Below are 24547 nucleotides of genomic sequence, written 5' to 3' on the forward strand. Positions count from 1 at the left end.
CACGGCCGTGCAACGCGCCTTGGTGGCAGCAATGGCAGTCGCGGCGGCGGCGCTCCTGGGATGCAACGACCTGGAGAGCTGCGGCTCGACGCCGGTGGACATCACCCGGACCGACGGGGGCCTCTACCGTTGCGTGACGTCCGAGGACTGCCCCAGGACGTCCCGCGTCTCCGTGTGCGTGACGGACGTCTCCTCCGAGCGCGAGTGCGTGCGCTGCGACGAGTCGCGCTGCGTGCGCCTCATCCCGGAGTCCTGCCAATGACGCGGCGGCTGTCGCGTTGGGCCTGCGTCCTGGCGGTGGGGGCGCTCGCCGTCACGGGGTGCCGGGACAAGCCGGTGGACCACATGCAGCGCGCCCGCGACGCCATCTTCGAGAAGCGTCCGGACGAGGCGCTGGTGGAGTACCGCAAGGCCTACGAGATGCTGCTGCGCGACGAGTCCCCGGAGGCGCTGGTGATGCGCGCCCGGGCGCTCAAGGGCGCGGCGGACGTGTACTGGCTGGAGCAGCGCAAGGTGAAGGAGGCGGTGAGCGTCTACCGCCAGCTCATCCAGCAGTGCCCGGAGGCGCCGGAGTCGCTGGACGCGCGCATCATCCTGGCGGAGCTGCTGCGGGTGCACTACCGCGACCTGCGCGGCTCCATTGATCAGCTCACCGCCGCGCTGCACCGCAACCCGCCGCAGGGCGCGGAGCTGCAGTACCAGGTGGCCAAGACGTACTTCGAACTCCAGGACTATCCGCAGTGCGAGCTGGAGGCGAAGAAGCTGCCGGACCGCTTCGCCACCAGCCCCTACGTGGACGACGCGCTCTTCCTCCAGGCGCAGGCGCTGGCCATGGTGGAGGGCAAGCGCCAGGAGGCCCTGCGCACCTACGCGGACCTGCGCACGCGCTTCCCGGACTCGGAGCTGGCGCCGTACGCCCTCTTCGAGATGGGCAAGCTGCGCGCGGACGCGGGGGACAACGAGAAGGCCATCGAGACCTGGGTGGAGTGCCTGAAGACGCACCCCGACCCGTCGCTCGTGCAGGACGCCATCGCCCGGGCCCGCCGCCGCCTGGCCAACCTCACGGTGGAGGGGATTGGCAAGAAGGAGGTGGCGTTCGACCGCAGCAAGCAGGCGCGCACCTCCGTGGAAGCCATGGGCGGCAGCGCCGAGGAAGCCGCCCGCGACCGCGGCGACTGACGTAGGAGACATTCACATGATCGTGCTGGTGACAGGGGCCACGGCGGGCATCGGGCAGGCCATCGCGCGCCGCTTCGTGAAGGAGGGCGCGCGCGTCATCGCCGCTGGACGGCGGAGCGACCGGCTGGACGCGCTCAAGGCGGAGCTGGGCGAGCGGCTCCTACCGGTGACGCTGGATGTGACGGACAAGGCGGCCGTGAAGGCGGCGTTCGCCTCGCTGCCGGCGGACTTCGCGCAGGTGGATGTCCTGGTGAACAACGCGGGGCTCGCGCTGGGAATGGAGCCCGCGCAGGCGGCGCGGCTGGAGGACTGGGACGTGGTGGTGGACACCAACGTGAAGGGCCTCCTGTACTGCACGCGTGAGGCGCTCGCGGGCATGGTGGCGCGCGACCGGGGGCACGTCATCAACATCGGCTCCATCGCGGGCGAGTTCCCGTACCCCGGCGGCAACGTGTACGGCGCGACGAAGGCGTTCGTGCATCAGTTCACGCTCAACCTGCGCGCGGACCTGCACGGCACCGCGGTGCGCGTCACGGACATCCAGCCGGGGCTGCTGGGCGGCACGGAGTTCTCCCACGTGCGCTTCCGTGGAGATGACGCGAAGGCCGCCTCGCTCTACGACAAGACCCAGCCGCTCACGCCCGAGGACGTCGCGGACACGGCGTACTGGGTGGCCACGCGCCCGGCGCACGTGAACATCAACGTCATCTCCATGATGCCGGTGGTGCAGGCCTTCGGGCCGCTGCTGGTGAAGCGCGGCGGGTAGCTAGCCCGGCACGGGCAGCGCGGCTTCCAGGAGCGGCGCGGGCACCGACGGGTCGTCCGCGTCCGCCACCAGCAGCACGTGGACGCGGCCACCCTCCACGCGCGCGTCCACGCCCTCCAGCTTCACGGGCGCGTCCACCGCGTCCAGGTACACGGGCGTGCCGTCCGGGGCGAGCACGCCCACGGCCGAGCCCTTCACGGGCCCATCCGCCACGCGGTCGCGAGACGCCTCCGCCGTGGCGGTGAACACCACGCGCCCGTCCGGCAGCGGTGACGCGTCCGTGAAGGACAGCCGGACGCCGTTGGCTTCACCCAGCTCCCAGCGGCGCACGGTGCGCACGGCCTCCGGCCCCATCACGCCCGCGTCCAGGCTGCCCAGCACCCGGTCCAGGTCCAGGTCCACCAGCGCGTCCACGCCGCCCTCGCCGTTGCCCCGGTTGAGCAGCCGCAGCCGCTTGCCCGCCACCGCAGCGCCTTCCACGTTGAGCGCCACCAATTCGCGCTCCAGCTGCGTGTAGAGCGACGTGCAGTCCACCGTGCGCGGCTCACCCGCGAGCGTCCCGTCCGCGTTCAGGGGCAGCACCGACGCCCGGCGCCGCGCGGGCGTGGACCCGGACGGCAGGGCCAGGAGCGCCCCGTGCGCGAAGGACGCGGAGGGGCCCAGCCGGCACAGCGCCTCCAGGTCCGGCTTCGCGGCCTTGCGCTCCGCGTGCCCTTGCGGGAGCTCACCTGGAAAGAGGCGCACGGTGTGGCCCGGCGCGTCTCCGGTGGCGGGGAACACCGCGAGGTGGAGCGCGTCGTCCGCGACGACGTAGAGCCAGTCCCCCGCGCGCACCAGGCCGCTGGCGGCGGAGACATGCGCGGGACGGCCGGGGGCTTCGGGCGCCGCGAGGGTGAGCGTGCGCCGGCGGGTGGTGGGAATCATGGGACCCGGGAGCGTCGCCGACTACAGCAGGGTTCCGCTCAGGAAGAGGCTCGCGGCCGTGAAGTAGATGACGAGTCCGGACACGTCCACCAGCGTGGCCACGAAGGGCGCGGACGCGCTCGCGGGGTCGAAGCCCACGCGCCGCAGGATGAACGGCAGCATGGAGCCGGACAGCGTGCCGAAGATGACCACGCCCACCAGGGACACGCCCACCGTCAGGCCAATGAGCATCGCGTGGTCGCCGTAGCTGTGGAACAGGGCCTGCCACGCAATCACACGCAGGAAGCCCACGATGCCCAGCACCGCGCCCAGCGCCAGGCCCGTGGTCAGCTCCCGCCGGGCCACGCGCCACCAGTCCTTCAGCCGCATCTCCGACAGCGCCAGCGACCGGATGATGAGCGTGGTGGCCTGGCTGCCGGAGTTGCCGCCGGAGCTGATGATGAGCGGGATGAAGAGGCTCAGCACGACGGCGCGGGCAATCTCGTGCTCGAAGTAGCCCATGGCCGTGGCGGTGAGCATCTCCCCCAGGAAGAGCACCATCAGCCAGCCGGCGCGCTTCTTGAGCATCGCCATGAAGCCCACGTCGAAGTAGGGCGCGTCCAGGGCCTCCATGCCGCCGACCTTCTGGATGTCCTCCGTGGCCTCTTCCTGGACCACGTCCACGATGTCGTCCACCGTGACGATGCCCTTCATGCGCCGCTGCTCGTCCACCACGGGCATGGCCATGAAGCTGTGCTCGGAGAAGGTGCGGCTCACCGCCTCCTGGTCCGTGTTCTCCGCCACGGTGATGACGTCGCGAATCATCACGTCCGCCACGCGCTTGTCCGGCGCGGCCTGGAAGAGCTGGCGCAGGGACAGCACGCCCTGCAGCCGCTGCTCGGCGTCCAGCACGTACGCGTAATAGACGGTCTCCACCTTCTCGCGCGCCTGCTTGCGCAGGTACCCGATGGCCTCGTCGATGCTCATGTCCGGGCGCACGCGGGCGAAGCGCGGGTTCATGAGGCCACCCGCGTCGTCCTCCGAGTACGCCAGGAGGACGTTCACCTCGCGGCGGCTGGCGTCGTCCAGCTGCGACAGGATGGCGTCCACCTGCTCCGGCTCCACGGCCTGGACCAGGTCGGCCAGGTCGTCCGGGGGGAGCAGGCGGACCCAGGTGCGGCGCTCGGCCGGGGGGAGGCTGAGGATGAGCTCGCCCTGTTCGCGCGCGCTGAGTCCCAGGAAGAAGTCGTCCGCCACCGCCGCGGGCAGCAGGCGGAAGCCCTCCAGGCGCTCGTCCACGGAGAGCACGGCCCACGCCTCGTGAAGCTCGTCGGGGGACAGCGCGTTCTGGCTCTGGGGACTCTCCACCATGACGACGGCCTCGAAAGAAGAGGGGGAGGGTGCGCGCCTCGCTGCATCGCGCGCGGGCCTCTCTACACCCCTCCCGGGGACACGGCGAGCGGAAGGCGCGAAACATCGAGCGGAAAGTCCCGTCCGCCTGCCTGCCCATGCCCCCCGTGTCCACGGGTTCACGGGAGGACACCCCGGGGCCAGGTCAGCGCTTCTGCTGGATGAGCTCCACCTTGTAGCCGTCCGGGTCCTCCACGAAGGCGATGACGGTGGTGCCGTGCTTCATGGGGCCGGGCTCGCGGACGACCTTGCCGCCGGCCTGCCGGATGGCGTTGGCGGTGGCGTGGATGTCGCTGACGCCCAGGGCGATGTGGCCGTAGGCGGAGCCCAGCTCGTACTTCGCCGTGTCCCAGTTGTGGGTCAGCTCCAGGGCCGGGTGGGTGTCCTCCGGGCCGTAGCCGACGAAGGCGAGGGTGAACCGGCCGTCCGGGTAGTCCTGGCGGCGCAGGAGCGTCATGCCGAGCACGCGGGTGTAGAAGTCGAGCGACTTCTCCAGGTCGCCGACACGGAGCATGGTGTGGAGGATGCGCATGCGGTGGCTATAACCGCGGCGCCGAGAGTTCCGCCAGCAGCAGCTTCACCGCGCTGCTCGCGCGCCGGGCGGATTGATCCAGGTCGACACCTGGCGCTGACATGAAGCGGGCGTACTTCCGCGCGCCCGCCGCGTCGAGGTCCGCGAACTCCTGGGCCAGGGCGACGAGGGCCTGCTGGAACAGCGGATCCGTGTGGATGGGGCTTTGTCGGATGACGAGGGCGAGCCCGGTTTGTCCTCCGGGCCATGACTCGACCATCCACACGATGTCGTAGGCATCCTTGTTCTTGAGCCGGTTTCGCAGGGCGTCCACCTTCGCGGCGAGGTAGGCGGCTGGACCCGCGACCCTCAGGCGCTGGCGCGTGCGGCCCCCGCCTCCCGGAAGCGCGACGACGACCTCCTTCTCGACGAAGTCCCGGTCGATGAGGGTTCCGGTGGAAAGGACCAGCGCGGAGAGCTTTCCACCCACGACACCCCCGGGCCGGTACAACCGGCCTGCCTCGCGTCCGGGGGCCAGGGGGCAGAAGAACTCGACCGTGAGGGGATGGGTGACGCCTCCCTTCCAGCGCCAGCTCGAATGAGGATGCGGACGGAAGCCCGCGGCCTTCAGCGTCTGCTCCAGCCGCTCGTAGTGCCCCACCTCGCCTTCCACGAGCGCGACCCTCAAACAAAGGTCGAGGTCCTGCGTGCCGATGTGGGGCTCGAAGCCGGGACCCGGCTCGGGGACGAGCAGGGAAGGGACGAGGCCGCCGATGATGACGACATGGGCGCCCGCGAAGCCGAACGCACGCACGACGTGTACGGCCTCCGCGAGCAGGGCCGAGCGGACCGAGGGGTCGTACTCGCCCAGGTGTCCGCCTTCAGTAACCAAGGACCTCCTCGCGGAAGTGCCGCGCGAGGTCCTCGCCCCGGCGCTCCGTGCGGACGTCCAGATAGATGCGCACGGGCGGCGCGAGCAGGACGCCATCCCGGGACGTGGATGCCCAGGTGCCGACCCTGCCCGTGTCGTGGATCAACATGAGGTTCGCTCCTCGCTCCGTCACTTCCGCGTCCAGGTGCTTCGCTGCCTGGTCCAGGGGCACCTCGGGTGAGATGCGGATGCGCGACACGGGGACGCTGGTGGGCCCGACGCCAAACATGCTGACCGCCGCGGACCCCGTGAGTGCATGGGCGATGCCGGCCTTGCCGAGCCGCGTGCGGGTCTGCTGCCAAAGCTCCTCGGGACGCCGCGCATAGAGGGCCACGTGCAGGGAGCGCTCCCTGCGTGTCGCGGGAGCCTGCCGCTCGAGCCAGTCGAGCAGTCCGGTCCGATCCCGGACGGTGCGTCGTTTCGCGGGACCCCTGCCCTCCGCGCGGACCAGCTCCAACTGTTCGAGCCAGGTCAGCAGCTTGTGGGCCTGCCCCAGAGACACCGAGGCCTGCTCCGCGAACCGGGAAACGGAAAGCGGCTGTTCCCCCTGGAGGAGCACCTGCACGGCCCGGACGCCATGCACGCCAAGGGTCGCGGTGCCCGGGGGCTTCTCGCGCGCAGCGGTGCGCTCCGCCTCGATGTGGAGGAGCACTCCCCGGGCATGCAGGTGGAGATGGCCGCGCGAGTCCAGGTAGCCGACCCCCTGCGCCTCCAGCGCGTCGCGAACGTCCTTCTTGAGCCAGGGGCCGACGACGAAGGGGAGGTCCCGGGACGGTCGCGCCGTCGCGGGACGATGCGCCCCGAGCAGCAGCGGCAACTGGTCCACACGGAGGCCCGAGGCGGCCTCCAGCAGCGTGAACGTCGCCACTTCGCGGCCCTCCCATTCGAGGGACGGGCGCGCCGCGCCGCGCACCTGGAGCCAGGGGCGCGCCGGCAGCCAGGACATCAGCCTGGGAGGAAGATGGAGGATGGCGGACATCTTTCGCTCGCAATGGCTCGTGGATGTTTAGGAAATCCAATGGCTTGGGAACTGGATTTTCATTCCTGGGACAGATTCACTCAATAGTGAAAATGTATCTCCAGTGAATATTGGCGGGAAGGGACCCTGCCTGGTCGTGCCCCAAGGGCCTGGACGTCGTGTGGGGTCGGTAGCGGCCAGGCATCCGAAGAGTGGCGGCGAGGCACGCCGGGGCGCGTGTTATGGAACCGGCCATGAAACACGCTCAAAGCCAGGCCCTCTTCGCCCGTGCGCAGGCGCGCATCCCGGGTGGCGTGAACTCTCCAGTGCGTGCCTTCCGTGGCGTGGGAGGCGACCCCGTCTTCTTCAAGGAGGGCTCCGGCGCGTGGCTCACCGACGTGGACGGCAACCGCTACGTGGACCTGGTGGGCAGCTGGGGCCCGCTCATCCTGGGCCACGCGTACCCGCCCATCGTGGAGGCCATCCTGGAGGCCGCGCGGCGCGGCACCACCTTCGGCGCGCCCGTCGCCGCGGAGGTGGAGTTCGCGGAGCTGCTCTGCGCCACGGTGCCTTCGGTGGAGAAGGTGCGCCTGGTCTCCAGCGGCACGGAGGCCACGGTGGCCGCCATCCGAGTGGCGCGCGGCTTCACCGGCCGCGATTACATCCTCAAGTTCGAGGGCTGCTTCCACGGCGCGGGCGACCCGTTCCTCGTGAAGGCGGGCAGCGGCGTGGAGACGCTGGGCCTGCCGGACTCGCCGGGCGTGCCGGCCGCGCTGGCGTCGCTCACGCTCACCGCGCCCTTCAACGACCTGGAGGCCGTGGAGCGCATCTTCAACGAGAAGGGCCAGGACATCGCCTGCGCCATCATCGAACCCGTGGTGGGCAACATGGGCGTGCTGGTGCCGCGCCCCGGCTACCTCGAAGGGTTGCAGAAGCTCTGCCAGAAGCACGGCGTGCTCTTCGTGCTGGATGAGGTGATGACGGGCTTCCGGCTCGCGCGTGGCGGCGCGCAGGAGCTGTACGGGCTCAAGCCGGACCTGACCACCATGGCGAAGGTGGTGGGCGGCGGCATGCCGCTGGGCGCGTATGGCGGCCGGCGCGACATCATGTCCAAGGTGGCGCCGGAGGGCCCCGTGTACCAGTCCGGCACGCTGTCCGGGAACCCGGTGGCGGTGGCGGCGGGCATGGCGTGCGTGAAGGCGCTGGCGGCGCCGGGGACGTACCAGCGGCTGGAGCAACTGGGTCTGCTGTTGGAGGAGGGCTTCCGCGCGGAGGCGAAGGCGGCGGGCGTGCCGGTGACGGTGAACCGCGTGGGCAGCATGCTCACGGTGTTCTTCACGGCGGAGCCGGTGTTCGACTACGCGTCCGCGAAGAAGGCGGACACTGCGAAATTCGGGCGCTTCTTCCACGCGATGCTGCAAGAAGGTGTGTACCTGCCGCCCAGCCAGTTCGAGGCGGCGTTCGTGTCGCTGGCCATCGGCGAGCCGGAGGTGGCGCACGTGCTCGCCGCGGCCCGCAAGGCGTTCCGCGCGCTTGGCGACGCCCGTTGAACCCGAGGCCCTGAGCGGGCCCATGCGCTTCGGCCCCTACACCCTCGTGCGCCGCATTGGCGCCGGGGGGATGGGGGAGGTCTTCCTCGCGCGCGAGGAGGGCGTGCGGCGCGCGGTGGTGGTGAAGAAGGTGCTGCCGGGGCTGGTGGACAGCCGGCAGTTCGTGGGCCGCTTCCGCGACGAGGCCCGCGTGGTGGTGCGGCTGGCGCACCCGAACATCGCGCGCGTGTACGCGATGGGCGAGGTGGACGGGCAGTTGTTCCTCGCCATGGAGTACGTGCTGGGCAAGACGCTCAGCCGGCTCGCGTACCGCTTGCGGCAACGTCAGCGGATGATGCCCCTGGGGCCGCTGCTCCAGATGGGCATCCGGCTGTGCGAGGGCCTGGCGTACGCGCACGACGCGACGGACGAGGCCGGGCACCCGCTGCACCTGGTGCACCGCGACCTGTCCCCCGCGAACGTGTGCGTGAGCTACGCGGGCGAGGTGAAGATCATCGACTTCGGCGCGGCGCAGTCCACGCTGAAGGAGCAGCAGACGGCGCCGCGCGTGGTGATTGGCAACCTCACGTACATGGCGCCGGAGCAGGCCCGCAAGCGCACGGTGGACCGGAGGGCGGACCTGTACGCGGTGGGCGTGGTGCTGTGGGAGTTGTTCTCGTGGAAGCCGCTGTCGCAGCGGGGCGACCCGCTGGAGCGCTGGCGGCGCGCGGCCTATCCGCAGTGGGAGCCGGCGGGGCGCTACCGGCCGGACCTGCCGCGCGCGGTGGACGCGTTCCTGGCGCGAGCGCTGGCGTCCGAGCCGAACGACCGCTTCCCCACGGCGACGGCCATGGCGGAGGCGCTGGGTGCGCTGAAGGAGAAGCTGGCGCCCAACGTGACGGATCAGGACCTGGTGCGGCTGATGTCGGCGGCCTTCCCGCGCGAGAAGGTCATCGAGCAGCAGATGCTGGACGACCTGCTGCGCGAGCAGCCCGAGCGCGCGAACACGCGTCAGGAGTTTCCGTCCGTGCTCGCGCCCCCCGGGGCCGTGGACGCGGCGGAGGCGCTCCGCGCGCAGGAGGACATCGCGACCGAGGCGCTGGACGCGGCGAAGGTGGCGCAGGCGGAGGGCGCGGGCGCCGCGAGGCCACCACCGCCCGAGTACGCCACCGTGGGGCAGCAGACCGAGGCCTTGGACGCGGCGAAGGTGGAGCAGGCGCTGCGCGCGGCGGCGGAGGCGCAACGGCCGCGGGCGGAGTCTGGTGACGCGGCGGAGCCGCCGCGCAAGGCGCCTCCGGCGCGGCTGCACAACCTGGAAATCACCATGGATGCCTGGCTGCCAGGCATTGGCGCCGCGGAGCCCACCACGCCGGGACTTCCTCCCCAGACGCCAGAGGCGGCCACGGCCCCTTCATCCTCGCCGGGGGCCGCGCCATGGACGCCCGGGCCGGGCGAGGACGAGGCCACCCCTCAAGAGTCTCCCGCCACGCTGGAACCCCGTGGGGGACCGGGCTCCGAGGACACCACCGACCCGGGTGAGCGCACCCCCGCGCCCGCGGAGTCGCCTTCGGGCAGGCAGGCTCCGGCGGAAGAACCGCCTCGGCCGGATTGGAATCCGGACGCGGACGCGAAAGACTCCGTTACACACCTTCGAGCGTCTCACAGTGAGGGGCCCCCCCCGGCCCCGGAGGACTCACCGATGCAGAACCGCCCCTCGCGCCCGGGCTGGACTCCCGGCGCAGGCAGTGAGGACTCCACCACCAACGAGCGGCCCGCGCGCAAGAGCGCCACGGGCCTGCCCGCCGCTGGCAAGGGCGGCTGGACCCCGGGCTCCGGCGAGGACGACGCCACCGAGGGCGCCTCGCCCATGACCTCGCGCCCGGACGCGGACGACGACGCGGACGATGAGGGCACCGACGTCGACAAGCCCGGCCGCTCCAAGGCGCCCCCCGCGCCGCGCGCTCCGCAGCCGCGTCCCCAGACCTCCGTGGGCCCCGCGCCGCAGTCGCGCCCCGCCACCTCCGCGGGCGCCGCCCCCCAGGCGCGCCCCGCGGAAGCCTTCCCGGACGCCACCCGCCCCATGTCCCAGGACGAGCTGCCGCTGCCCTGGACGCCGCAGGGCTCGGGCGAGGCCACCGAGGCCCTGGAGGCCGCGAAGATCTTCGGCGCCCTGTCCCAGACGACGGGCAACATGCCGGCCTACCTGGACGAGAAGGCCACCCCCTACGTCGCGCCCAAGGAGGCCCCGCGCCGCAAGGCCCCCGCCGTGGACGAGCGGCCCCACGAGACGCGCCCCATGCAGGTGCGGACCAAGACGCGCGAAACGCTCGTGGGCTACGACATGGACATCTCGGAGGCGCTCCGGCAAGCGGAGCTGAAGCGCCGCGAGGAAGAGCTCGCCGCCCAGAAGCGCGGCAAGAAGAGGCCCGCGAAGCCGAAGTCCACGGGGGGCAATCCGCTCCAGGGCCTGTGGCCCATCCCGCCCCAGCACCGCTTCTGGGTCATGCTCGTGGTGGTGGCCCTGGCGTGCGGCCTGGGCTTCGGCGTGATGTGGCTCTTCCTCAACGGCGGCGAAGGCGGCGTCTGATCAATCCAGCGCCGGCAGCCGGTACTGGACGCCCAGCGACACGGTGGCGGTGTTCAGCCAGTTGCTCGTGAAGCCGTCGCCGAACTCGTCGTCGTTGTCGTCCGACGTGCCCCGCGCGCCGCCGCCCAGGTAGCGCAGGTTGAGGAACACGTCGACCTGGTCGGTGACGCGCACGCCGCCGCGCAGGCTCGCGTCCAGCAGCGCTCCCGTCGTGGCCGAGTCGCTGTCGCCGTTGATGATGGCCGCCGGCGCGTAGCTGCCATCCGCCTCCAGCCCCACCCACCAGTTCGGCCCCAGCGGCCAGCGCACGCGCACCTTGAGCAGCGGCACCGGCCCCACGTCCCGGCTGGTCCGCCGCAGGGTGCCGTCCGCGGACGTGAAGACGAACGTCGCGTTGCGAAGCTGGAGGGACGCGCCCACGGACAGCTCCCGCTCGGGGCCGCCGAGCAGGTCGTAGAGGTAGCTGGCCCGGTAGAACGGGAACGCGTAGCGCGTGTCCAGATTCGTGTTCTCCGGGAACGTGAGGTCGTCAATCGTGACGTCCCGCCGCAGCACGACCTGCGTCTGGAGGTCCAACGGCTGCACCAGGAACACCAGCGTGTGTCGCCCGCGCAGGGACAGCTCCGCGCTCAGGCGCACGAACGTGTAGAGGTTGTCCTGCCCGCCGTCCTCCGGGAAGCGGAAGATGGTCCCGTTGCGCCCCTGGCGCAGGCTGTGCGACAGGACGTCCAGGAAGCCCAGCTCCGCCACCGCGCGCAGCTCCACGCGCGGCTCCTCCTTGCGCGGCGCGTCCTCCGCCGCGTCAGCGGAGCCCGCCACCCCGAACAGCCACGCCACCATTCCTGCCACGACTCGCGACGCGCGCATGGTCTTCCCCTGGGGAGTGCATCCTCGAGGCCGGCAGCAGACGCGACCGGGGCGCGCGGAGGGGATTTTCGAGCGGGGGACTGTTCACTCCTCCCCGCGAGCGTTTACGTCACGCGCCCGTCAGGGGCAGGTTCGGCGCCACCGGCGGCTCCAGCGGCAGGAAGAGGCGGAAGATGGTGCCCTTGCCCGTCTCCGGCGCGTCCAGCGACACCTGGCCCACGTGTGAGTCGATGATGCGCTTCACCACGGCGAGCCCCAGCCCGGTGCCCTGGGCCTTGGTGGTGAAGAAGGGCTCGAAGACGCGCACGCGCAGCTCCGCCGGGATGCCCGGCCCCGTGTCGCTGATCTCCACCTGCACGCCGGGCCGGTCCATCCACGCCCTGCGCGCCGCCACGCGCAGCGTGCCGCCCTGGGGCAGCATGGCCTGCACGGCGTTGAGCGCCACGTTGAGGAAGCACTGGCGGATGAGCCGCTCGTCCACCGTCACCGACGGCACGTCCTCCTCCATCACCCACTCCACCCGCACCGGCGGCGGCGAGGTGCCGCCCACGTCGGAGAGCGCGCTGCCCACCGCCTCCTCCAAGAGCTGCGTCACCGACACCGGGTACAGGTGCGGCGACGGAGGCCGCGCGAACGTGAGCAGGTCCGCGACGATGCGGTTGAGCCGGTCCGCCTCCTCTCCCACGATGTCCACCAGCGGGATGGCCGGGCTCTCCGGCCCGATGATGCGGCGGATGGTGGCCACCGAGTTGAAGATGGCGCCCAGGGGGTTGCGCACCTCGTGGGCCACCACCGCGGACAGCTCACCCAGCGCGACCAGCCGCTCGCGGTTGACCAGCTGCTCCTGCGCGCGCGCCAGCTCCGCGTAGCTCTGCTTCAGGTCCTCCACCAGCCGCGCGCCCTCCAGCGCCAGCGACAGCTGGTTGGCGATGGCGTCCGCGCGCTCCAGCTCGGAGGGCGTGAAGCGGCGCGGCCGGCGCGTCTCCACCATCACCGCCACGCCCACCATCTGGTCATGCACGGCGAGCGGCAGCACCATGTACGACTGGGCCTCCGCCGCGCGGCGCAGCTCCTCGTCCGCCCGCGTCTCCAGCCGCGCGTCCTCCACGCGCATCGGCTGGCGCGTGCGGAACACCTGGCTCGCGAGCGAGTTCGTCGACGGGTCCAGCGACACGTGGCGCCCCACCAGCTCCGGGTGGCCGCCCGTCGCCGCGCGGACGGCGAGCCGGTTCCCCTGGGCATCCGGCAGGAGCACGTACGCGTCCGGCACGTCCACGATGCGCGCCAGGCTGGTGACGCCCGTGGCCAGCAGCCGGTCCAGCTCCAGCGTGGCCGCCAGCGCCTTGCCCACCTCGTGCATCAGCGCCAGGTCCTCCGCCCGGCCGCGCACCTCGTCCAGCAGCCGGTGGGACTCAATGGCCGCCGCGAAGTGCGTGCCCATGGCCTGGAGCGTCTCCACCTCCAGCGCGGTGAGCCGGCGGCGCGCGTGGAACAGCACGCTCAACGTGCCCACGCCGCGCGAGCGCACCCGCAGCGGCACCGACACCAGCGTCTGGAACGCCAGCGCCCGGAGCGCGTCGCGCGTGGGCGCGGGACACGTCTCCGCGTCCAGCACCTGCACGGCGTCCGGCATCCCGCCCGGACGGGGAAGCGACCCCAGCCGCGCGCGGCGCACGCGCGCCACCGCGTCCTCGGACAGGCCGCGCGCGTACACGAGCTCCAGGGGCTCGCCCGGCTCGTGCCGCATGTCCGCGGGCAGCAGCAGGCACACGGCGTCACAGCCCAGCAGGCCCGAGATTTCCTCCGTGCCGGAGCCGAAGAAGGCGCGCGGGTGGGGCGCGGACGCGGCCTGGGACGCCAGCCGTCCCAGCGCGGTGAGCGCCGTCGCGCGCACGCTCAGCCGCTGGATGGTGCGCGCCGCGTCCAGCGCGGAGGACACCTGCTGGCCGAACAGCCGCACCGCCGCCACGTCCTCCTCGCTCAACCAGTCGGAGGCCAGCACGAGCATGGCCATGGGCGCGTTCTCCACGTCGATGCGCACGCCCACCGCCCGGTGCGTCTCCACGCGCCGGAACACCGCCAGCACCGCGTCCATGCGCGCTTCGGAGACGAACCGGGACGCCTCCACGCCCAGGTCCTCCACCCACGCGTCGCCTTCGCGCCAGGTGCGCACCAGCGCGGGCGCCCAGCCGCCCGGGGCCTCCACCCGCACGCGGCCTCCCAGGGACGGCGCGTGCGGCACCAGCCGGGGGGACAGGCCCGCCACGGACAGCTCCACGCCCACGCCCCGGGGCGTCAGCCACGCGAAGCCCAGCTCCAGCGCCTCCAGCCCGCGGAACACCTCCTCGCGCACCGCGTCCTCGGAGTGCAGCGCGCGCACCGCGCTCCCCAGCTCCGCCAGCCGCCGCAGCACCATGCGGCGCCGGACGCGGGACGTCACATCGCGCACCTGCACCACCCAATCCCTGGCATGCGGATGCACGGTCAATTCCACGCGCAGCCCGCCAGCGCCCACGTGCAGCCACGCTTCGTAGGTGCCCGCCACGGGCGATGAACCCAGCCGCCGCGCGAGCCGATCCGCCGGGTCCTCCATGGGCCCCGGCTCCCACAGGAGCGCCGTCACCGGCTTGCCCATCAGCTGCTCGCGCGCCACGCCCAGCAGGCGTGACAGGGCGGCGTTGGCGTGGATGAGCAGGCCGTCCCGAAGCACGAACACGCCCAGGGGCATGTCGTCGAAGAGGCGGTACGCCGCCTCCGGTTCCTCGGGAACCGTCCCCACCCGACGGTTCGTGCGCTCTGTGCTCCTCACCCCCCTACCTTCGCACCCCTGGCCCCCCTCGGTGAAGCCACCCCCGCCCGTCAATCGCCCACCACCGCACAACAGCCGGGCCGGCCCGGCCCTTCAGGACCCGACACGTTCTCAAACCCTCTCATGAATTCCAACCCGAATCCTTGCATGTATTGACAGGGTTTATGAGAACACCTAGAAACATGGAAATGTGACAGTGCGGTTTCAAAGGGGAATGTCTTGAACCTGCCCCACGCGGCCTCCGGCGTCATCGTCCAGCAGCAAGGTGAAGCCTTCTTCCTCCTGGACACGGAGGGCGGAGAGGTCTTCCGGGTGAACGAGACCGCCGCGCGCATCTTCGAGCTGTGCCAGGGCGACACGTCCCTGGAGGGAGCGGTGGCGTCGCTGGCGCTCCGGCTGGGCGCCGTGGGCCAGGAAGAGGCCATCCGCGCCGACGTCCAACGCACCGTGACGCAGTTCCAGCAACTGGGGCTGTGCGAGCCCTCGCGCCCCGTCTGACCTTCGCCGTCCGCTGAAGCGCCTTTTTGCCCTCGTCAGAGGGACAGGCCGGGCCATGTCCCGAGCCTTGGGAATCCCGTGTGCCCGGGTCGCCCCGGGTGCGCGTGATGCCAGACGTGAGACGTGTTTTCACGGCTGGAATGAAGCACCGGAGTGTTGGCAGGCAATGTCAGACCCCCTGTCCACACTCCGCCATGTTTCACCGCAGTGAACGCAGCAATCCACCCAGGAGAATCACCATGTACATCCAGTCCGAGATCGTCCGCGTGTCCGCGTCGTCCGACAAGTGCACCTGCTCCAACGGCATGGTCATCGCCTCGACGACCGTGAGCGCGGAGTAGTCACTCCGTCGTCTTGCTTTCAACCCCAAACATTCATCCCAGGAGAACCACCATGTACATCCAGTCCGAGATCGTCCGCGTTTCCGCCGCCACCGACAAGTGCACCTGCTCCAACGGCATGGGCGTGATCGTCGTCGCGGAGTAACGCGTTTCATGGCCGGGAGGAGGGCCTGTGGTCCTCCTCCCGGCTGTGTCTTTCCTCAAGAGCGCCGACACGCCCCCGCCCATGCTGCCCGCATCCACGCAGTTGTTGCTCTTCACCCAGGCGGACGTCGGCGGACACGCGCTCTTTCGCGTCGTGCCCGTGGAGCTGTCCGTGCGCCCCGGCCAGGGACGGCTGTGGACGGACGTGTCGCGGGGCAATGCCTTCACCCCCGCGTGGCAGGACCATGCGCGCCACCTGTCCGCGGTGGGCCGCGCGCGCTATGCGCTGCCGTGGGAGCAGACGGACCTGCACGTCTCGCCGCGCGGCCGGAACGTGACGCTGGATGGCCGGAGCGCGTCGCTGCCGCTGTTCGTCGCGTGGGTGGCGCTGCTTTCGGGACTGCCGCTGCCGTCGCCCTTCCTGGGCACGGGCGTGGCGCTGGAGGCGCATGGGGAGAGGCTCGCGCCCGCGCCGCGCGAGTTCCTCCAGGGAAAGCTGGGCGTGGCGCAGGCCTACGTGAAGCAGGTGTTTCCGCGGGCGGAGCGGGTGGCGGTGTTCGTGCCGGAGGGCAGCGCCTTCGACACGGCGCCCCTGACGGCGCTGGACGTGCGGCCGGTGCCCACGCTCACGAAGGCGGTGGAGGCGGTGCTGGGGCTGAAGCCTCGCGCCGCCGGAGCCGATGGCGCGGAAGGGGTGGGGGGATGATCCGCCAGGGCGTGGGCGCCATCCGGGAGATGGTCGGGCTGACGCGGGGGCTGGGAAATCTGAGGGTGATGCTGGGCTCGGGGCTCTTGGGCATGGCGGCCTCCGGCCTGCTCAACCCGGTGATGCCGTTGTACCTGCGCGAGCGCGGGCTGGGCTTCCAGGAGATTGGCGCGCTCTACACGGTGGGGGCGCTGCTGCCCATCTTCGTGCAGCCGGTGCTGGGGGCGCTGTCGGACCGCCATGGGCGCAAGCCCTTCGTGGTGGGGCTGTCGCTCGTCACGTCGCTGATGGTGCCGGCGGTGGCGCTGGTGGACGACCCGCAGCCGCTCGCCGCCGTGATGATCCTCAAGATGCTGCTGTCGCGCAGCGCGGCGCCGGTGTCCAACGCGATGGTGGCGGACTTCGCGCCCGCGAAGCAGCGCGCCACGCTCTTCGCGCTGCTGGATGCCACGTCCAACCTGGTGTTCGTCGCCGCGCTGTTCGCGTCCTCCGCCGTCATCCGCGCGCTGTCGGTGGCGGGCACCTTCTTCCTCGCGGGAGGCCTGTTCCTCGCGGGCAGCCTGCTGCTCCTGGGGCTGGACGAACCGGCGCGTCCTCCGCGCGCGGACGCCGTGCGCGGTGGCGCGGGGTGGGGCCTGGTGTTCCGGGGGCTGTTGTCGCCGTTCACCTACGTGAAGGACCGGCCGGGCGCGGCGGGGCTGTTCCTCTGGCAGTTCTTCTTCACCTTCGCGCTGGCGCTGTTCCCCACGTACCTGCCGCTGTACGCGGTGGAGCTGGGCGCCCCCCGGGAGGCGGTGGGGCCGCTGGTGGCGGCGTCGTGGCTGACGTACGCGTTCGCGCAGCCCTTCGGCGGGCGGCTGTCGGACCGGCTGTCGCGGCGCGTGGGCCTCATCGTGCCGGGCCTCGCGGGCATGGCGGTGATGGCGGCGGTGCTGGGGGCCGCGGGGTGGCTGCCGGACGGCGCCGCGTTGGTGACGCTGGTGGGGGCCTGGGTGCTGCTGGCGATTCCCGACGGCCTGCACCGCTCCTCCGCGTCCGCGCTGGTGGTGGAGCAGTCCCCGGCGCCCTCCGAGCGCGGCCGGTTCATGGGCGCGCTGGGCGCCTGCGGCGCGCTGGCCTCCGTGCTCGCGCCGGTCACCTACGGCTTCGTCGCGCAAGCCGCCGGCATCGGCTGCACGTTCCTTCTCTCATCGGGGTCCCTCGTGCTGGCGCTCGCCTGTGTGTCGCGCGTGCGCGAGGCGTCCTCACACGTCACGCCTGAACCGGCCCCCGTGGCCGCCCTCACCCCTACCTCGGAGCCCGGATGAGCCCCCTTCGCCACGTGTGTCGCTGGGGCACCGCGCTGTTGGCCGCGCTGGTGCCCACGCTGGGACACGCTGATTCGACGTACAAGGTCACCGCGACGCGGACGCAGGACGCCATCACCATCGACGGCAAGGGGGATGAGCCCGCGTGGCAGGCGGCCCCGGAGATTTCCGGCTGGTACCTCACGCGCGTCAACTACGGCAAGCCCGCGCCGGACGACACGAAGGTCCGCATCCTCTACGACCAGGACAACCTCTACTTCCTCTTCCACTGCATCGACTCCAAGCCGGAGCGCATCACCGGCTACACGGTGCAGAACGAGGGGTTCCTCCACCAGGAGGACAACATCACCATCATCCTGGACACGTTCCTGGACCACCGGAACGCGTACTACTTCTGGACCAACCCGCTGGGTGTGCGCACCGACGGGCGCATCGTGGATGACGGCGAGGCGTTCTCCACCAACTGGCGCGGGGAATGGGAGACGAAGTCCACCATCGTGAAGGACGGGTGGATTTCAGAGGTGCGCATCCCGTTCGCCAACTTCCAGTTCGAGACGAAGGACGAAATCTCCTTCGGCATGCTCCTGGACCGCGAGCAGTCGCGCAACCAGGAGTGGAGCAACTGGACGCCGGACGGCGTCAACAGCGCGAAGGTGAGCCGCTATCCGCACCTGGAGGGGCTCAAGGGCATCAAGCCGCGCAGCATCTTCAGCATCACCCCGTACGTGGCCACCACGGTGGCGCTCAAGACCACGGACGACCGGGGCGTCTTCCGTCCCAACGTGGGCGCGGACGCGCGCATCGACCCGACGCCCTGGCTGGCGGTGAAGCTCACCGCCAACCCGGACTTCAGCGACGCGGAGGCCGACCAGAGCTTCCTCCTGCTGGACACGGACATGCCGCTGCTGCCGGAGCGCCGCGCGTTCTTCACGGAGAGCGAGCACCTCTTCATCGCGCCCATCAACGTCTTCACCTCGCGCCGCATCGCGCTGCGGCCGCATGACCGGGTGTGGGGCGGCCTGCAGCTCACCGGCAAGCTGGGGGGCTTGAGCTTCTCGATGATGGACGTGCAGCACCGCGACCTCACCGGGCGGGACGCCAACGGCCGTGAGGTCTTCGAGAACGTCAACTCCGGCGTCATCCGCTTGCAGCAGGACATCGGCAAGCGGTCGATGATCTCCGTGGTGGCGCTCAACCGCAGCGGGCGGGGCGGGCTGTTCGGGGACTCGGACTTCCAGACGGTGGGCGTGGACGGCAACTTCCACCTCTTCGAGGAGTTCTTCATCCAGGCGCAGGCGCTGAAGAGCTGGAGCCCGCTGGGCAACGAGGACTCGGACGCGTACCACGTGGGCCTGCACCGCTTCGACACGCTGTCGGAGTTCTGGTTGCAGTTCGAGGACATCGGGAAGAACTACGCGAACCCGCTGGGCTGGACGCCGGTGGTGGACAAGCAGGGCTACAACTCGCGCCTGTTCCTGAACCCGTTCCCCGGGTGGCGCTTCCTGCCCCGGCTGGACGTGACGTGGGACTCGCTGTGGCGCCGCAACCACGAGCACGAGCGCACGCGCTGGCGCAACCGCCTCAACGTGCAGCCCTACCTGCACCACGACTTCGCGCTCTACCTGGAGGGCATCTACGACGACAACCTGGGCTTCCGGGACCGGCTGGGCACGTTCGGCTTCACCCTGTTCCCGCACGACTGGCAGAGCTACACGCTGACCGCCGTCGCCGGCCGCTTCCTGGGCGGGGAGATCCGCGGCTTCAACGGCGCGGCGAACATCAAGATTGGACCGCATATCGTCGCGCGCTTCAGCGGCTTCTACACGCGCAACTTCAACGTGCCGACGAACAGCGACCTCTACGGCACGTCCGGGGACGGCTACAGCTTCTCCGGCTACGCGCAGCTGCGCTACCACTTCAGCCCGGACCTCTACGCGCGCCTGACCTTGCAGAAGGGCGGCGTGTACGAGCTGGCGGACTACAACTCCGTGAAGGGCACGTTCCTGGACGCGATGGTGGGGTGGCACTACCGCCAGTGGAGCGACATCTTCCTCGTCTACACGGATCAGCCCTTCGGCGGCTCCCAGGAGCGGCGGATCCTCTCGAAAATCTCCTTCAACTACTGACCTGTCCCAAGGGCCATCCGCATGACCTCCGCCGATCCGCAGAGCCTCAAGCGCCGCTACGACGAGGTGTCCCCGAAGTACGACCAGGGCGCGCCGGACGCCACGGCCATCAAGCTGTTCTGGCTGACGTATGAGCACCTCACCTGGAAGCCCGTGGAGGCGCTCCTGCCGAAGGACGGCACGGCCTGGCGCGTGCTGGACGCGGGCGGCGGGGGCGGCAAGTTCGGCACGCGCTTCGCGGAGGCAGGTCACCACGTCACCGTGCTGGACATCTCTCCGGGCATGCTCGACGGCGCCAGGGCGCAGTTCGCCGCGAAGGGCCTGCTGGACCGGGTGAGCTTCGTGGAGGGCAACGTCGCGGCGCTGGAGCTGCCGGACGCGGCCTTCGACCTGGTCTTCTGCGAAGGCGACCCGGTGTCGTACTGCCTGGAGGCGTACCCGAGCGCGGTGAAGGAGCTGGTGCGCGTGGCGAAGCCGGGCGCGCCGGTGGTGCTGGGCGTGGACAACCGCTACGAGGCGTTCTCCGGCTACCTGAAGATGGGCAAGCCGCAGGAGGCCTTCCGCACGCTCCACGACGGCCGCACCACGTGCCCGTATGGCCTGCCGGTGCACGCCTTCACGGTGCGCGAGCTGGAGCGCGCGGTGGCGGACGCGGGCGCGGAGCTGCTGGAGATCTTCGGCAAGCCGGTGATGTTCTTCGACATGCTCAAGGCGATGGCGGCCTCGCACGGCGGGACCGCGGAGAAGCCGTGGGACGCGTGGGCCGCGCGCGAGGAGATACTGGCGTTGCAGGAGAAGCTGGCGCACGAGGGCTTCGCCGTCCTGGGACAGCACTTCCAGGTGATGGCGCGGCGCAAGGGCTGAAGCCATGGGCCTTCCCTTCCTGGGCGTGGGGCTCAGCTATCGCTGGGACCTCAATCCGCACCTGGCGCGCGGCAACCCCGGCGTGGACTGGCTGGAGGTGACGCCCGAGCACTTCCTGCCGCTCACGCCGGACTCGGAGCGGCGGCTGGAGCTGCTCGCGAAGCGCTACCCGCTGGTGGGCCACAGCCTGGAGCTGTCGGTGGGCTCGGACGGCGTGGACGCGCCCGGCTACCGGGACGGCTTGAAGCGCATCCGTCACGTCACCAAGAGCGTCTGGCACGGAGACCACCTGTGCTTCACGCGCGTGGGGAACCTGCCCCTGCGCGCGCTGACGCCGGTGCCGCTGACGGAGGAGGCGGTGGCCACGTGCGTGCGCAACGTGAAGGCGGCGCAGGCGGACCTGGACGTGCCCTTCGTGGTGGAGAACATCGCGTATCTCTTCCACACGCCGCTCAACACGCTGGATGAAGCGGAGTTCCTGCGCCGCGTGGTGGAGGGCGCGGACTGCGGGCTGCTGCTGGACTTGCACAACCTCCATTGCAACGCGGTCAATCACGGGTTCGACCCGTATGCCTTCCTGGACCGTCTGCCTTTGGAGCGCGTGGTGCAGGTGCACCTGGCGGGCGGCGTCACGATGGAGGGGTTGAGATTGGACAGCCACTCCGCGCCGTCGCCGGAAGAGGTGTGGCGCTTGTTGGAATACGTGGCGCCACGAAGCCCGGTGCGCGGGGTGAACTTCGAGATGGACAGCGGCTTTCCTCCGTTCGCGCGGCTGGTGGAGGAACTGGCTCGTGCGCGCGCCATCCTCCAGCGCTGCGGTGCGAGCGCGGCATGAGCTACCCACGAACGTTGGAGGTCCTGGCGCGGCTGCACGTGGATCCCCGCTTCCGTGAAGCGTGGCGCCGCGACGCTCTCACGGCCCTGGCTCCGCTGGACCTGACGCCGTTGGAAGCGGAGGCCCTCCAGCGGGTGGAGCCGGTGGTGGTGGAGCGCGCTGGCCGGATGATGGACTTCCACCGCACCGAGCGCGTGCGCGAGCAGCTCCCCTGGGTGGATGAAGCGAAGCGGCCGGAGCTGGGCCCACTTCGCGCGCGCTTCCTCCAGGACGTGCCGCCGGAGGTGCTCAACCGCGAGGAGGCCATCGCGTACTGCCACTTCCTGGAGACGGGCAAGCACGCGAAGCTCCCCGCGTACGTGCCTCAGTTGGCCCGGTGCGAACGGCTGCGCCTGTCGCTCGCGTGGGGGCTGACCCCCATGCCGGCGTCAGGCGTGTTCGTGGAGTCCTTCGACCATCCGGTGCTCACGCTGCTCGCCGCGCTGGACGCGCCGGGCTGGCCCCTGGTGGAGCCGAAGCCCACGCGCGTGGAGTACCTCAAGGTGCCGGGCCTGCCCGCGGTGATGACGCGCGAGCTGCCGTCACCTTGAGGTGCCCCGTGCGCCTTCAGTGCTTGCGGTGGTGCGTCTTCTCGTAGGTGCCCATGAGCTGCGTCTCACCCACGATGTGGCCCTGCATCGCCTTGAGCAGCTCCGTGCGGGTGGGCTGGTTCAGGTCCGGCAGCACCGTGTCCAGGGCGTACAGCTTGAAGAAGTACCGGTGGCTCCCGATGGGAGGCATGGGGCCGCCGTAGTCCTGCCGGCCGAAGTCGTTGCGCCCCAGCTTCACCCCGTCGGGCAGCACGTCCAGGGTGGCCCCGTCCGGGATGCTCTGGGCGTTGACCGGGAGGTTGTAAAGGACCCAGTGGCAGAAGGTGCGCTGGGGGTTCGCCGGGTCCGGCGCGTCCGGGTCCTCCACGATGAGCGCCAGGCTCTTGGCCCCGGCGGGGAGGTTCTCCCAGTGGAGGGGAGGGGCCTTGTCGTCGCCCTCGCCGGTGTAGGCGATGGGGATGGGCGTCCCGTCCTTGAACTTCGGAGAGGTGAGCTCGAGCGGCTTCGGCATGCGTGACTCCTTGGGCATGAACGGCCAACGTGACCCCTGCCAAGCTGGCGATGCCGTGGGCCCGGTGCTGAGAGACGGAGGGCGCTCCGCCCGGCCGCCCGTCACCTCCCTGGGACCCTGTCGCCGCTGATCCACCGGGCGCCCCCCGGGACGCCTGCTCCTCCGAACCCGTTCATCAGAGGAGAAACCACCCCCATGGCCCCGGCGCCGTGGTAGCTGCGCTTGCGGGTGCCGCAACCGCTGCTGGCGGTGGGGTGGCCCGGGTCCCCGTACCGGTTGCACGCGCCGCGCATTCGGTGCTAAGCGGCGCCCGCGCGTGTATGGGCGGGGTCGGGGTTGGTGAAGGAAACCCAAGACTTTCCCGGGGTTTGGTGAGGCGTCCGCATGGCAGACCAGGAGCCTCGCAAGCAGGAGGACGCGCCGGGCAGTGAGCTGGGCGAGACGGCCCGGCAGATGCGGGCGGCGGAGCCGTACATCTCCGCGGTCTGGAAGCTGGTGGGCGGGGCGGTGGTGGGGGTCCTGGGAGGGTACTTCCTGGACCGGTGGCTGGGGACGTCGCCCTGGCTGCTCCTGGGCTTGAGCCTGGTGGGGATTGGCGTGGGGTTCTACGGCTTCCTTCATGCGATGGCGCGGCTGGGGAAGCGCAAGTGACGGGGACGGGCGGACAGCCGAAGCGGGACCCGTTCTGGTCGCACGCGGGGCTGGCGGCGGCGGTGATGGGCGTGGGCGCGGTGGTGGCGGCGGCGCTGCCGAAGGTGACGGAGGACCGGGTCTCCGCGCTGCTGGGCGTGGGAATCGCGGCGGTGACGGGCGTGCTGGCGCTGGTGCTCAAGCGGCGCGCGGCGATGCAGGCGGATTTGAAGGCGGCGTTGAAGGTGGTCGGGGTGGTCTTCGCTCTCCGGGGCGTGGGCGTGGGGATCGGGCTGGCGTGGGTGGTGTCCCGAGGTTTGAGCGCGATCGCGTTCGTGGGCGGCTTCTTCGGCGTCTACTTCGCGCTGCAGTGGATTGAAGTCAGCTACGTGATGGCCGTGTCGAAAGACACGGCGGGCGGAGACGAGTGATGCGCAAGGCAATGGTGCTGTTCGCCTGTCTGTTCGCGGGCGCCGTGTGGGCCTCCGACCCGGCCGGCGAGCACGGTTACGCCAACGAGGACAAGGACGCCGAGGGCGAGGACGTCGCCGGCTACATCCTCCACCACGTGGCGGACTCGAACGAGTACGAGTTCGAGGTCCCCCTCAGCCACAACCACATCCCCATCCACCTGCCGCGCATCCCCATCTCGCTGAAGGAGGGCGCCTGCACGCCGGTGGCGGACACGCACGGCGGCCACGGTGAGGTGTACCCGGGCCTGAGCGAGGGCTGCCTGGACCTCTCCATCACCAAGCACACGGTGATGATGTGGCTGGCGGCGCTGCTGCTCATCGGCTCCATCCTCGTCTGGAGCAACCGCGACAAGACGAAGCTCGTGCCGCGCGGCGCCGGGGCGAACCTCTTCGAGATGCTCGTGCTGTTCGTGCGCGACGAGCTGGCCATCAAGAACATCGGCAAGGAGGAGGGTCCCCGGTACGTGCCCTACCTGCTCACCGCGTTCTTCTTCATCCTCTTCATGAACCTGCTGGGCCTGTTCCCCTGGATGGCGACCGCCACGGGCAACATCGCGGTCACCTGCGGCCTGGCGCTCTGCACCTTCTTCGTCACGCAGGCGGCCGGCATCCGCGCGGCGGGCATCGGCGGCTACCTCAAGCACCTGACGGGCGGCGTGGCCCCCTGGCTGTGGCCCATCATGATTCCGGTGGAGTTCCTGGGCCTGTTCACCAAGCCCTTCGCGCTCACCATCCGTCTGTTCGCCAATATGCTGGCGGGCCACATCGTCATCTTCTTCCTGCTGGGCCTCATCTTCATGCTCCGCAACCCCGCGGTGGCGCTGGTGAGCGTGCCGTTCGCCTTCGGCATCTACCTGCTGGAGCTGTTCGTGGCCTTCGTGCAGGCGTACGTGTTCACCATGCTGTCGGCGCTGTTCATCGGGATGAGCGTGGCCATGGGCCACCACCACGACGAGCACCACGAGGGTGGCGCCAGCCACGACCACGGCAAGGCCCACCACCTGGGCTGAGCCGCACAAGTTGACGGGGCGCACGTCGTTGTGACGGCGCGCCCCGGTTGAAGACCCGGCGG

At 70.8% G+C, this 24547-nt stretch carries 23 protein-coding genes; 15 read left to right on the plus strand and 8 right to left on the minus strand.

What is annotated here, in order from left to right:
- Window positions 1-31: 31 nt before the first annotated feature.
- From JYJ93_RS05665 to JYJ93_RS05675, 3 genes are read left to right on the plus strand one after another with little or no spacing between them, the layout of a single operon-like run.
- A complete protein-coding gene (locus JYJ93_RS05665; protein ID WP_206787095.1) occupies window positions 32-262 on the plus strand; it encodes a hypothetical protein in 231 nt (76 codons plus the stop codon).
- Complete coding sequence (locus JYJ93_RS05670; protein ID WP_206787097.1) at window positions 259-1179, plus strand: tetratricopeptide repeat protein; 921 nt, start codon at window positions 259-261, stop codon at window positions 1177-1179. Before JYJ93_RS05665 ends, JYJ93_RS05670 begins: the two co-directional genes overlap by 4 nt.
- Before the next feature lie 16 nt (window positions 1180-1195).
- Window positions 1196-1945 carry an SDR family NAD(P)-dependent oxidoreductase gene (locus JYJ93_RS05675; protein WP_206787099.1) on the plus strand — a complete coding sequence of 250 codons (750 nt, stop codon included), beginning with the start codon at window positions 1196-1198 and terminating at the stop codon, window positions 1943-1945.
- Here the strand turns inward: JYJ93_RS05675 and JYJ93_RS05680 are convergent, their stop codons facing one another.
- The 5 genes from JYJ93_RS05680 to JYJ93_RS05700 form a co-directional block, all read right to left on the minus strand.
- Window positions 1946-2869 carry a hypothetical protein gene (locus JYJ93_RS05680; protein WP_206787101.1) on the minus strand — a complete coding sequence of 308 codons (924 nt, stop codon included), beginning with the start codon at window positions 2867-2869 and terminating at the stop codon, window positions 1946-1948. It abuts the gene before it with no gap.
- A gap of 21 nt (window positions 2870-2890) precedes the next feature.
- On the minus strand, window positions 2891-4219 hold the full coding sequence (mgtE, locus tag JYJ93_RS05685; RefSeq protein WP_206787103.1) for a magnesium transporter: 1329 nt from the start codon (window positions 4217-4219) through the stop codon (window positions 2891-2893).
- Between the two features lie 184 nt (window positions 4220-4403).
- Window positions 4404-4790 carry a lactoylglutathione lyase gene (gloA, locus tag JYJ93_RS05690; RefSeq protein ID WP_206787105.1) on the minus strand — a complete coding sequence of 129 codons (387 nt, stop codon included), beginning with the start codon at window positions 4788-4790 and terminating at the stop codon, window positions 4404-4406.
- A 7-nt stretch (window positions 4791-4797) separates the two neighbouring features.
- Window positions 4798-5661, minus strand: a complete 864-nt coding sequence (locus JYJ93_RS05695) for a hypothetical protein (protein WP_206787106.1) — start codon at window positions 5659-5661, stop codon at window positions 4798-4800.
- Window positions 5651-6679, minus strand: coding sequence for a hypothetical protein (locus JYJ93_RS05700; protein ID WP_206787108.1), 1029 nt, complete (start codon window positions 6677-6679; stop codon window positions 5651-5653). The genes JYJ93_RS05695 and JYJ93_RS05700 overlap by 11 nt, the downstream gene beginning before the upstream one ends.
- Before the next feature lie 233 nt (window positions 6680-6912).
- Here JYJ93_RS05700 and hemL point away from each other — a divergent pair, with 233 nt between their 5' ends.
- Together hemL and JYJ93_RS05710 are read left to right on the plus strand one after the other, a co-directional pair.
- A complete protein-coding gene (gene hemL, locus JYJ93_RS05705) occupies window positions 6913-8208 on the plus strand; it encodes a glutamate-1-semialdehyde 2,1-aminomutase (protein ID WP_206787109.1) in 1296 nt (431 codons plus the stop codon).
- Window positions 8192-10774, plus strand: coding sequence for a serine/threonine-protein kinase (locus JYJ93_RS05710; RefSeq protein ID WP_242543678.1), 2583 nt, complete (start codon window positions 8192-8194; stop codon window positions 10772-10774). The genes hemL and JYJ93_RS05710 overlap by 17 nt, the downstream gene beginning before the upstream one ends.
- Here the strand turns inward: JYJ93_RS05710 and JYJ93_RS05715 are convergent, their stop codons facing one another.
- Both JYJ93_RS05715 and JYJ93_RS05720 read right to left on the minus strand, forming a co-directional pair.
- Window positions 10775-11641 carry a hypothetical protein gene (locus JYJ93_RS05715; RefSeq protein ID WP_242543679.1) on the minus strand — a complete coding sequence of 289 codons (867 nt, stop codon included), beginning with the start codon at window positions 11639-11641 and terminating at the stop codon, window positions 10775-10777.
- 109 nt (window positions 11642-11750) lie between these two features.
- A complete protein-coding gene (locus JYJ93_RS05720; protein WP_206787110.1) occupies window positions 11751-14420 on the minus strand; it encodes a GAF domain-containing protein in 2670 nt (889 codons plus the stop codon).
- A 249-nt stretch (window positions 14421-14669) separates the two neighbouring features.
- Between JYJ93_RS05720 and JYJ93_RS05725 the strand changes: the two genes are divergently transcribed.
- The 7 genes from JYJ93_RS05725 to JYJ93_RS05755 all read left to right on the plus strand — a co-directional run bounded on the left by JYJ93_RS05725 (window position 14670) and on the right by JYJ93_RS05755 (window position 21861).
- Window positions 14670-14948 (plus strand): PqqD family protein, encoded by a 279-nt coding sequence (locus tag JYJ93_RS05725; RefSeq protein WP_206787111.1) that lies wholly within the window; start codon window positions 14670-14672, stop codon window positions 14946-14948.
- 567 nt (window positions 14949-15515) lie between these two features.
- Window positions 15516-16139 (plus strand): hypothetical protein, encoded by a 624-nt coding sequence (locus JYJ93_RS05730; RefSeq protein WP_206787112.1) that lies wholly within the window; start codon window positions 15516-15518, stop codon window positions 16137-16139.
- Window positions 16136-17446 carry an MFS transporter gene (locus JYJ93_RS05735; RefSeq protein WP_206787113.1) on the plus strand — a complete coding sequence of 437 codons (1311 nt, stop codon included), beginning with the start codon at window positions 16136-16138 and terminating at the stop codon, window positions 17444-17446. The genes JYJ93_RS05730 and JYJ93_RS05735 overlap by 4 nt, the downstream gene beginning before the upstream one ends.
- On the plus strand, window positions 17443-19572 hold the full coding sequence (locus tag JYJ93_RS05740) for a carbohydrate binding family 9 domain-containing protein (RefSeq protein WP_206787114.1): 2130 nt from the start codon (window positions 17443-17445) through the stop codon (window positions 19570-19572). Before JYJ93_RS05735 ends, JYJ93_RS05740 begins: the two co-directional genes overlap by 4 nt.
- Before the next feature lie 21 nt (window positions 19573-19593).
- On the plus strand, window positions 19594-20436 hold the full coding sequence (locus JYJ93_RS05745; RefSeq protein WP_206787115.1) for a methyltransferase domain-containing protein: 843 nt from the start codon (window positions 19594-19596) through the stop codon (window positions 20434-20436).
- Between the two features lie 4 nt (window positions 20437-20440).
- Window positions 20441-21271 (plus strand): DUF692 domain-containing protein, encoded by an 831-nt coding sequence (locus tag JYJ93_RS05750; protein ID WP_206787116.1) that lies wholly within the window; start codon window positions 20441-20443, stop codon window positions 21269-21271.
- The gene (locus JYJ93_RS05755) at window positions 21268-21861 is read left to right on the plus strand and encodes a hypothetical protein (RefSeq protein ID WP_206787118.1); all 594 of its coding nucleotides are present in this window, start codon (window positions 21268-21270) and stop codon (window positions 21859-21861) included. The genes JYJ93_RS05750 and JYJ93_RS05755 overlap by 4 nt, the downstream gene beginning before the upstream one ends.
- A 16-nt stretch (window positions 21862-21877) precedes the next feature.
- Here JYJ93_RS05755 and JYJ93_RS05760 read toward each other — a convergent pair whose 3' ends face one another.
- The gene (locus JYJ93_RS05760) at window positions 21878-22372 is read right to left on the minus strand and encodes a YbhB/YbcL family Raf kinase inhibitor-like protein (protein ID WP_206787120.1); all 495 of its coding nucleotides are present in this window, start codon (window positions 22370-22372) and stop codon (window positions 21878-21880) included.
- Between the two features lie 384 nt (window positions 22373-22756).
- Between JYJ93_RS05760 and JYJ93_RS05765 the strand changes: the two genes are divergently transcribed.
- Genes JYJ93_RS05765 through atpB form a run of 3 tightly spaced genes read left to right on the plus strand, consistent with a single transcriptional unit; the run spans window position 22757 to window position 24485 of the window.
- Complete coding sequence (locus tag JYJ93_RS05765) at window positions 22757-23023, plus strand: AtpZ/AtpI family protein (protein ID WP_206787122.1); 267 nt, start codon at window positions 22757-22759, stop codon at window positions 23021-23023.
- Window positions 23020-23433 (plus strand): hypothetical protein, encoded by a 414-nt coding sequence (locus tag JYJ93_RS05770; RefSeq protein WP_206787125.1) that lies wholly within the window; start codon window positions 23020-23022, stop codon window positions 23431-23433. The genes JYJ93_RS05765 and JYJ93_RS05770 overlap by 4 nt, the downstream gene beginning before the upstream one ends.
- Window positions 23433-24485 (plus strand): F0F1 ATP synthase subunit A, encoded by a 1053-nt coding sequence (gene atpB, locus JYJ93_RS05775; protein ID WP_206787127.1) that lies wholly within the window; start codon window positions 23433-23435, stop codon window positions 24483-24485. Before JYJ93_RS05770 ends, atpB begins: the two co-directional genes overlap by 1 nt.
- Window positions 24486-24547: the final 62 nt, after the last annotated feature.

This window comes from Corallococcus sp. NCSPR001, from assembly GCF_017309135.1.
Taxonomy (GTDB): Bacteria; Myxococcota; Myxococcia; order Myxococcales; family Myxococcaceae; genus Corallococcus.